This is a genomic window from Sphingomonas populi (genome assembly GCF_004208535.1).
GTDB classification, from domain to species: Bacteria; Pseudomonadota; Alphaproteobacteria; order Sphingomonadales; family Sphingomonadaceae; genus Sphingomonas; species Sphingomonas populi.
The window spans coordinates 1-8149 of record NZ_SGIS01000078.1; the positions used below are offsets into that span (position 1 = coordinate 1).

An 8149-nucleotide genomic window follows, 5' to 3' on the forward strand; every position below is an offset into this window, starting at 1 on the left:
CCATCAATCGCTACCTCAAGGAACACAACGCCGACCCAAAGCCCTTCGTCTGGACCAAGCCCGCCGCTCAAATCCTCGACAAGCTCGCCAGACTGCCTGCATCTTCCGTCTGACTCGCTGCACTAGACGACGTTTTCGCCGGGCAGAATCCGACCAATGGCGGATCGAGCGATATCGACGAGAACGAACCTACGGCCATTGCGTGCTTCCGCCCGTCGTGAGATTGCGCGGCGACCACGCAAACCCCGGTCGGATAGGCCGAGAGTACATCGCGAAACTTGCGAGAGTCGATCTTCGATTTCACATTTCGAACACCTGAAATGTCGATATCGGATGCGGTACTCATGCCAAAGAAGTCCTTCGTGGCGCGATCTTCACTTGCTTTTGCGGGAGAGCGGATGGGCAGGTTATATTGCAGCCAGCACAGCGTCGCCCATCTGCGCCGTCGTCAACTTGCCACCAAGGTCCGACGTGCGGGCGCCACTCTCCAGCGCCTTCGCCACCGCCGCTTCGATGCGATCGGCCTCAGCGCCCATGCCGAGCGAATAGCGCAGCATCATCGCCGCTGAAAGGATAGTGGCGAGCGGATTGGCCTTACCCTGGCCGGCGATGTCGGGCGCAGAGCCGTGGATCGGCTCATACAGTCCCTTCTGGTTCGAATCGAGCGAAGCCGAAGGCAACATGCCGATTGAGCCGGCACACATCGATGCTTGGTCGGAAAGGATGTCGCCGAATAGATTGCCGGTCACGATCACGTCGAACTGGCCAGGGTTGCGAACGAGCTGCATCGCAGCGTTGTCGACGTACATGTGGCTGAGTTCGATGTCGGTAAATTCTGTCGAGATCTCGATCATGACATCGCGCCAGAGCTGCGAGGTCTCGAGCACGTTGGCCTTGTCCACCGAGCAGAGCTTCCCCCGGCGCGCGCGGGCGGTTTCGAAGCCGATACGGGCGATGCGGGCGACCTCGTCCTCGTCGTAGGACATTATGTCATAGCCTTCTCGCCTGCCCGAAGCGGTCTTGCGCATGCCCTTTTCGCCGAAATAAACGTCGCCATTGAGTTCGCGGACGATCACCATGTCGATCGCCTGCGCCACTTCGGGCCGCAGCGCCGAAGCGTCGGCCAGTTCCTTGAACAAAGTCGCAGGGCGCAAATTGGCAAACAGGTTCAGCGCCTTGCGGAGACCCAGGATCGCTTGTTCGGGGCGGAGATGCCGCTCGAGCCGGTCACAGTCGGGATCGCCGACCGCGCCGAAGAGGATCGCTTTTGACCGCTTGGCGATGTCGAGCGTCTCAGGCGGCAGTGGGTGTCCGACGCTTTTGTAGGCCGCGCCGCCGACCGCTGCGGTCTCGTAGTTCAGCTTGTCGCCGACCACCTTGCCGAGTACGCGAACCGCCTCGGCGATGACTTCGGGGCCGATGCCGTCTCCGGGCAGCAAGGCAATCAACATTGGTGGTTTCCTTTCATTATCTATTCACTCAGAGCCAGGGCCGCTCGCCGGCCATTTTGGCTTCGAACGCTGCAATCGCCACGTGTTGCGTCAAGGTCATGCCGACCTCGTCGAGACCGTTGAGAAGGCAATGCTTGCGGAACGGATCGATTTCGAAACTGAAGCGGTCCTGGAACGGCGTGGTCACCGTCTGATCCTGCAGGTCGATGCTGATTGGGTCCGTCCTGGCGACCTCGAGGAGGCGGTCCACCACGTCCTGCGGCAGGACCACCGTCAATATGCCGTTTTTAAAGGCATTACCGGAAAAAATGTCCGAGAAGCTCGGCGCGATCACCGCGTCTATCCCGATGTCGCTCAGTGCCCAAGCGGCGTGTTCGCGGCTCGAACCGCAGCCAAAGTTGTCGCCAGCAATCAGAATATTAGCGCCGGCATTTTCGGGATCGTCAAAGACGTTGCCCGGTTGCGCCCGGATCGTCTCGAACGCCCCCTTGCCCAGTCCATTTCGGGTGATCGTTTTAAGATATTGCGCCGGGATGATCACGTCCGTGTCGACATTCTTCAGGCCTAGCGGGATCGCCCTTCCCTCCACGACATGGATCTGCTTCATGCTTCTACCCCCAACGGCTTGAGGGTGCGGACGTCCGCCAGACGGCCAGTCACCGCCGCCGCCGCCGCCATTGCCGGGCTGACGAGATGAGTGCGGGAGCCCGGTCCCTGTCGGCCTACAAAGTTGCGGTTGGAGGTGGAGGCACAGCGTTCGCCTGCCGGCACCTTGTCCGGGTTCATCGCGAGGCACATCGAGCATCCCGGCTCGCGCCACTGGAACCCGGCCTCAATGAAGACCCGGTCGAGACCTTCGGCTTCGGCCTGGCGCTTGACGAGCCCGGAGCCCGGCACGACGAGCGCCTGACGAATGTTGGACGCGACGTGGCGCCCGAGCACCACCGCGGCGGCGGCGCGCAGATCTTCGATCCGGCTATTGGTACAGCTGCCTATAAAGACATGCTCGACCGGCACGTCTTGCATAAGGGTTCCGGGGGTGAGACCCATATAGTCGAGCGACTTCCGGGCAGCGACCTGTTTGGAAGGGTCCGCGAAGCTCGCCGGATCAGGCACCACTCCGGTGATCGGCACCACATCCTCCGGGCTGGTACCCCAGGTGAGGCAGGGTGCGATGTCGGCTGCGTCGATCACCACGCTCCTGTCATATTGCGCGTCCGGATCGGTCTTTAGCACCCGCCACCAGGCGAGCGCCTTGTCCCAATCCGCGCCCTTCGGCGCCATCGGACGGCCTCCGATATATGCGAACGTCTTGTCGTCCGGGGCGACCAGGCCGGCGCGCGCGCCATGCTCGATCGCCATGTTGCATACGGTAATCCGGCCCTCGATTGACATCTCGCGAAAGACGTTACCGGTATATTCTATGACATAGCCGGTTCCGCCCGCCGCGCCGATCACGCCGGTGATGTGCAGCACGACGTCCTTGGGTGTCACGTCCCTGCCGAGCACGCCCTCGACGCGGACTTCCATCGATTTCGACTGTGCGAGCAGCAGCGTCTGCGTCGCCATGACATGCTCGATCTCTGACGTGCCGATGCCGAAGGCCAGCGCGCCGAGACCACCATGCGCGGAAGTGTGACTGTCGCCGCACACGATCGTCGTGCCCGGCAAAGAGAAACCCTGCTCCGGCCCAACAACATGGACGATGCCCTGTTCAGGCGCGACCGCGTCGATGTAACGCACCCCGAACTCCGGCGCGTTCCTCTCGAGCGCGGCTAGCTGGGTGGCCGATTCGGCGTCTGCGATGGGAATGCGCCTGCCCTCGGCGTCCAACCGCGCCGTGGTCGGCAGGTTGTGATCGGGTACCGCCAGGGTGAGGTCGGGCCGCCGCAGCTTGCGCCCGGCGAGGCGAAGCGCCTCGAAAGCCTGCGCGCTGGTAACCTCATGAACGAGATGGCGGTCGATATAGACCAAGTACGTGCCGTCGTCGCGGCGTTCGACGACATGCGCGTTCCAGATCTTTTCGTATAAAGTGCGGGGTTTGCTGGACATGGGCTGTGATCCACTCAATCTACAAATAGCAGCGCAGGCGTCTCAAGCAGGCGCTTGAGCGCCTGGACATAACTGGCAGCATCCCAGCCATCGACGACACGATGATCACAACTGATCGACAGGTTCATCAGCTTGGCGGCGACGACTTTCTGATCCCGGAATACCGGCCGCTCGACCACCTTGTTGGGGCCGATGATCGCCACCTCGGGGCGGTTAATCACCGGCGTGGTCGCAATGCCGCCCAGCGGGCCGAGCGAGGTGATTGTCAGCGTCGAACCCGAAAGCTCTTGCGACGTCGCCTTGCCGGTACGCGCGGCCTCCGCAAGGCGCACGATCGCGCTCGCCAGCTGCCAGACATTGCAACTCTCGGCGTTGCGGATCACCGGCACCATCAGCCCGGCATTCGTCTGAGTCGCCATGCCAAGATGGACCGCGCCCGAACGGGTGACGACCCCCGCCTCATCGTCATAACGGGCGTTAATCATCGGAAAGTCGGGCAGCGTCTTGCAGATCGCGGTGATCAGCAGCGGCAACATGGTAAGCTTAGGCTTGGCTCCGCGCGTCGCATTGAGGTCGGCCCGCAGTTCCTCCAGCTTGGTGACGTCGATTTCGTCGACATAGGTGAAGTGCGGGATGGCGCGCTTCGACGCGGCCATATTTTCGGCTATGCGGCGGCGCAGGCCGATGACTCTGACCTGCTCGTCCTGGCGCTTGCCACCGGCAGGTCGATAGCCGCCACCGGCATTGTAGCTTAGGAAGGCATCGAGGGCAGCATGACGGACCCGACCGTCTTCGGCGGTTTTCACGTCGGCGAGATCGATGCCAAGATCCTTCGCTCTTTGGCGCACCGCCGGGGAAGCGAGAATGCGGCTGTGCCCGGGCTTCGCCATCGGCTCGGGCGCAGGCGCCAGCTGGAGCTCGGGAGCCGGATCGGACTCTGCCAACCGCACCGTTTCGGCGGGAGTTTTAGCTCCTTCTTGAGCTGGCTCGGGATCGGTGTCGGCGTCACCCTCGACCCTCAGTTCCGCGAGGATCGAGCCGATTGCTATCATCTCGCCGACATCGCCCGCGATCCGGATGACCCGACCCGTCACAGGCGATGCCATTTCCACGGTCGCCTTGTCGGTCATCAGGTCGGCCAGTGGAGCGTCCTCCTCGACCATGTCGCCCACCGCGACGTGCCAGGCGACGATCTCCGCCTCGGCAATACCTTCTCCGATATCGGGAAGCTTGAAGCTATACGTGCCCATGGTCGATCAATCCTGCATTGCTTTCTTGAGCGCGGTTGCAACGCGCTTCGGTCCGGGGAAATAGTCCCACTCGAACGCGTGGGGATACGGCGTGTCCCAACCGGCGACCCGTTCCACCGGCGCTTCTAGCCAGTGAAAGCAGCGCTCCTGTACCAGCGCTGAGAGCTCACCGCCGAAGCCGCCATAGCGAGACGCTTCGTGGAGGATTACACAGCGTCCGGTTTTCTTCACCGATTCTATGATCGTATCGATGTCGAGCGGTACAATGGAGCGCAGGTCTATCAATTCAGCATCGACGCCGCTGTCCTGGATCCCCGCGAGGGCGACATGGACCATCGTGCCGTAAGCGAGCATCGTTACCGCCTCGCCTTCCCGAACGACCGCGGCTTTTCCCAGCGGCACGGTATAGTAGCCGTCAGGCACATCCGCGTCGGGATGTCCGGCCCACGATTTTACCTGCTGTTCGTGACGTCCATCGAACGGACCATTGTAGAGCCGCTTGGGTTCGAGGAAAATCACCGGATCGTCGCACTCGATCGAGGCGATCAGCAATCCTTTTGCGTCATAGGGATTGGACGGGATCACCGTCTTCAACCCGGTGATGTGCGCGAATATAGCCTCGGGACTCTGGCTGTGTGTCTGCCCACCGAAGATCCCGCCGCCATAGGGTGAACGCACGGTGATGGGAGCCCAGAATTCGCCCCCGGAACGGTAGCGCAACCGCGCAGCTTCCGAGACAAGTTGATCGAACGCGGGGAGAATATAATCGGCGAACTGGATTTCAGGCACCGGTCGCAAGCCATAGGCGCCCATGCCGATCGCGGTGGCGATGATCCCGCTCTCCGATATAGGCGCGTCGAAACAGCGTTTGAGGCCATGTTTTTGCTGCAACTTGTCGGTCACGCGAAACACGCCGCCGAAATAGCCAACGTCCTCGCCGAAGATCAGCACCTTCGGGTCGCGCTCGAGCATGACGTCGAGAGCGGAATTGAGCGACTGGACCATGTTCATCGATGTCACGAGGAAGCCTCCAGTTCACCGCGCTGCTCGATCAGTCGCCAGTCAGGTTCCTTGAATACACCCTCGAACATCTGCTCCACCGGGGGTTTCGATTTGCCGAGGGTACCAATTGCCTCTGCCTCCTTCACAGCGCCGCGCACCGTCTTGTCGAGTTCCGCAGCCAGTGCGGCATGGCGATCCTCATCCCAGGCACCGATCGCGATCAGATGTTGCTTGAGCCGCTCGACCGGATCACCCAGGGGCCATATGGCGGGCTCGTCAGCCGGGCGGTACTTAGTCGGATCGTCCGAGGTTGAATGGCCCTCGGATCGATAGGTAAAGAGTTCAATCAGCGTTGCGCCGCGGTTGGTGCGTGCCCGTTCGGCAGCCCATTCGGTGGCGGCCCAAACCGCCAAGAAATCGTTGCCGTCTACGCGTAGCCCAGGGATGCCGTAAGCAATGGCCTTGGCTGCGAAGGTCGTCTCGTCGGCCCCCGCTATGCCGGCAAAGGATGAGATCGCCCATTGATTGTTGGTGACGCACAAAATGACAGGTGCATGGTACACCGAAGCGAAGGTCAGCGCTTCGTGGAAATCCCCTTCTGCCGTGGTCCCCTCACCAATGTAAGCCAACGCGATCTTGTCATCTTCCGAGTAGGCGGAAGCCATGGCCCAGCCTACCGCATGGCCGAAACGGCTGCCGACATTTCCGGACAACGAATAGAAGCCGTAATCACGTGCCGAATAGAGGATGGGCAATTGGCGCCCCTGCAGAGGATCTCGGGCGTTGGAGAAAATCTGGTTCACTAGATCGGAAAGCGGATAACCTCGTGCCATGAGCCAGCTCAGTACCCGGTAGGTAGGGAAGCACATGTCCTCCGCCTCGAGCACCATAGACTGGGCGGCGCCAATTGCCTCTTCACCGGTTGATTTCATATAGAAGCTCGTCTTGCCTTGCCGATGCGCGCGGAACAATCGATCATCAAACGCGCGCGTCAGCATCATCGCGCGTAATCCCGCGATCATGGTTTCGTGCGGCAATTTCGGATCCCACGCACCGACTGCCCGGCCTTCTTCGTCGAGTACTCGGATCAGAGTATAGGGCAAATCGCGAATCTCATGTTCCGAAGACCCAACCTCGGGTCGCCGCACCGCACCGGCTGGAGGTATCTCAAAGTGTTCGAAGCTGGGTTGGTGCCCCGGCCGCACGCGGGGCTCGGGCACGTAAAAGCTGAGCTTGGCACGGTTTGACATCGCATCTCCTTTCGCCGGAGGTTAGCCGAAGAAGGAGAGGAAAAAGTGCCTCGATTTATCCACTTTACGAAATTAATTAGGATGGTAATTCGTGAGGAACGAGCAAAGCAGGATAAATTCGCTGATGGACGATACTGACCGACGCATCCTGCGCATCGCGCAAGCGTATCCCGATCTTCCGATCGCCGAACTCGCCGAAAAGGTCGGCCTGTCGCATACACCGTGCTGGCGTCGCATGAAAAAACTGGAGGCGGACGGAGTAATCGGCGGCCGCGCGCTTCTTCTCGACGCCAAGTTGCTGGGCCTGGTGGTCAATGTTTTCGCCAATGTGAGATTGAGGCAGCATGATGAAGAGACATTGGATGCTTTGGAGCAGGCGGTGTGCCTCCATCCTGAGATCGTCGAAAGTTTCTCGATGAGCGGCACGAGCGATTACATGCTTCGCGTCGTTTCCAAAAGCATCGAAGATTACGAGCGCTTCCTTAAAAAGGTATTACTCCATCTGCCGGGCGTTAGCTCGATAAATTCGAGTTTCGCACTGAAGACGGTCAAAATGACAACGGTGCTACCGGTCTGATCGTAAGGCTCACCAGGACATCGAGCGGAAAATCAGGTATCCAACTGCACCCGGGGCTAATTTTGACATCCTTACACCGCAGTTGAGCGCTTCCATTGACCAAACACCAAAAATGCGTCGGCACCAGTTAAATGCAGATCCCGGACATACAACCGACGCCCATTTAGAGTCGTCGGTTACCGGGACGATGTTCTCTTCATAGTCGCCAGTGCGAAGCTTCAGCGCGATCTGGCGGCGGTGAAGCTGCTCATCATAGCCGAACTCGGCTACGTGCCGCTCACACCAATCGGCGCCGGGCTGCTCTTCGAGATCCTGCGCAAGATTGTCAAACAAATGCGTGAGCGGGGCCATGCCGGCGTGATTTCCGATCATGGGGAGCAGCGTCGAAACGCACCGTGGCGCAAATCCCGCGATCGAACATCCATGCCGGAACTTCGAGATAGAGCATAAATCGATCTGATTGAATCGTGGGCGATTCCCAAATCGGTTGCGATCTGATTCAGTACGGCCTTCGAGCAAGGAGGTTGATACATGCCCAGGGCGCTGTCGGTTGATCTACGCAAGCGG

The 8149-nt window shown here is 60.4% G+C and carries 8 protein-coding genes and 2 pseudogenes; 2 read left to right on the top strand and 8 right to left on the bottom strand.

Annotated features, from left to right (window positions below):
* Nucleotides 1-113: pseudogene (locus EWE75_RS25830) on the top strand (IS630 family transposase); the annotation flags it as partial.
* Between the two features lie 8 nt (nucleotides 114-121).
* Here EWE75_RS25830 and EWE75_RS23150 read toward each other — a convergent pair.
* From EWE75_RS23150 to EWE75_RS23180, 7 genes and pseudogenes are all read right to left on the bottom strand, one after another.
* Nucleotides 122-346, bottom strand: a pseudogene (locus tag EWE75_RS23150) (flavin reductase family protein); the annotation flags it as partial.
* 61 nt (nucleotides 347-407) lie between these two features.
* A complete protein-coding gene (gene leuB / locus EWE75_RS23155; protein WP_130160425.1) occupies nucleotides 408-1451 on the bottom strand; it encodes a 3-isopropylmalate dehydrogenase in 1044 nt (347 codons plus the stop codon).
* Between the two features lie 28 nt (nucleotides 1452-1479).
* Entirely contained in the window at nucleotides 1480-2058 is a 579-nt protein-coding gene (leuD, locus tag EWE75_RS23160; RefSeq protein ID WP_130160426.1) for a 3-isopropylmalate dehydratase small subunit, read from the bottom strand.
* Entirely contained in the window at nucleotides 2055-3503 is a 1449-nt protein-coding gene (gene leuC, locus EWE75_RS23165) for a 3-isopropylmalate dehydratase large subunit (protein WP_130160427.1), read from the bottom strand. The genes leuD and leuC overlap by 4 nt, the downstream gene beginning before the upstream one ends.
* Before the next feature lie 14 nt (nucleotides 3504-3517).
* On the bottom strand, nucleotides 3518-4753 hold the full coding sequence (locus tag EWE75_RS23170) for a dihydrolipoamide acetyltransferase family protein (protein ID WP_130160428.1): 1236 nt from the start codon (nucleotides 4751-4753) through the stop codon (nucleotides 3518-3520).
* A gap of 6 nt (nucleotides 4754-4759) precedes the next feature.
* A complete protein-coding gene (locus EWE75_RS23175; RefSeq protein WP_206364860.1) occupies nucleotides 4760-5764 on the bottom strand; it encodes an alpha-ketoacid dehydrogenase subunit beta in 1005 nt (334 codons plus the stop codon).
* Between the two features lie 5 nt (nucleotides 5765-5769).
* Complete coding sequence (locus EWE75_RS23180) at nucleotides 5770-7005, bottom strand: thiamine pyrophosphate-dependent enzyme (RefSeq protein WP_130160430.1); 1236 nt, start codon at nucleotides 7003-7005, stop codon at nucleotides 5770-5772.
* Nucleotides 7006-7129: 124 nt separating this feature from the next.
* Here EWE75_RS23180 and EWE75_RS23185 point away from each other — a divergent pair, with 124 nt between their 5' ends.
* The gene (locus tag EWE75_RS23185) at nucleotides 7130-7582 is read left to right on the top strand and encodes an Lrp/AsnC family transcriptional regulator (protein WP_130160431.1); all 453 of its coding nucleotides are present in this window, start codon (nucleotides 7130-7132) and stop codon (nucleotides 7580-7582) included.
* A gap of 9 nt (nucleotides 7583-7591) precedes the next feature.
* Here EWE75_RS23185 and EWE75_RS26105 read toward each other — a convergent pair whose 3' ends face one another.
* Nucleotides 7592-7954 (bottom strand): hypothetical protein, encoded by a 363-nt coding sequence (locus EWE75_RS26105; RefSeq protein ID WP_165388507.1) that lies wholly within the window; start codon nucleotides 7952-7954, stop codon nucleotides 7592-7594.
* Between the last annotated feature and the right edge of the window lie 195 nt (nucleotides 7955-8149).

Bases quoted from the DNA above. Each gene is read 5' to 3' on its own strand.
- EWE75_RS23185 (WP_130160431.1), top strand. From the start codon at position 7,130: ATGGACGATACTGACCGACGCATCCTGCGCATCGCGCAAGCGTATCCC.
- leuD (WP_130160426.1), bottom strand. From the start codon at position 2,058: ATGAAGCAGATCCATGTCGTGGAGGGAAGGGCGATCCCGCTAGGCCTG.
- EWE75_RS23180 (WP_130160430.1), bottom strand. From the start codon at position 7,005: ATGTCAAACCGTGCCAAGCTCAGCTTTTACGTGCCCGAGCCCCGCGTG.
- EWE75_RS26105 (WP_165388507.1), bottom strand. From the start codon at position 7,954: ATGATCGGAAATCACGCCGGCATGGCCCCGCTCACGCATTTGTTTGAC.
- leuC (WP_130160427.1), bottom strand. From the start codon at position 3,503: ATGTCCAGCAAACCCCGCACTTTATACGAAAAGATCTGGAACGCGCAT.
- EWE75_RS23175 (WP_206364860.1), bottom strand. From the start codon at position 5,764: ATGAACATGGTCCAGTCGCTCAATTCCGCTCTCGACGTCATGCTCGAG.
- leuB (WP_130160425.1), bottom strand. From the start codon at position 1,451: ATGTTGATTGCCTTGCTGCCCGGAGACGGCATCGGCCCCGAAGTCATC.
- EWE75_RS23170 (WP_130160428.1), bottom strand. From the start codon at position 4,753: ATGGGCACGTATAGCTTCAAGCTTCCCGATATCGGAGAAGGTATTGCC.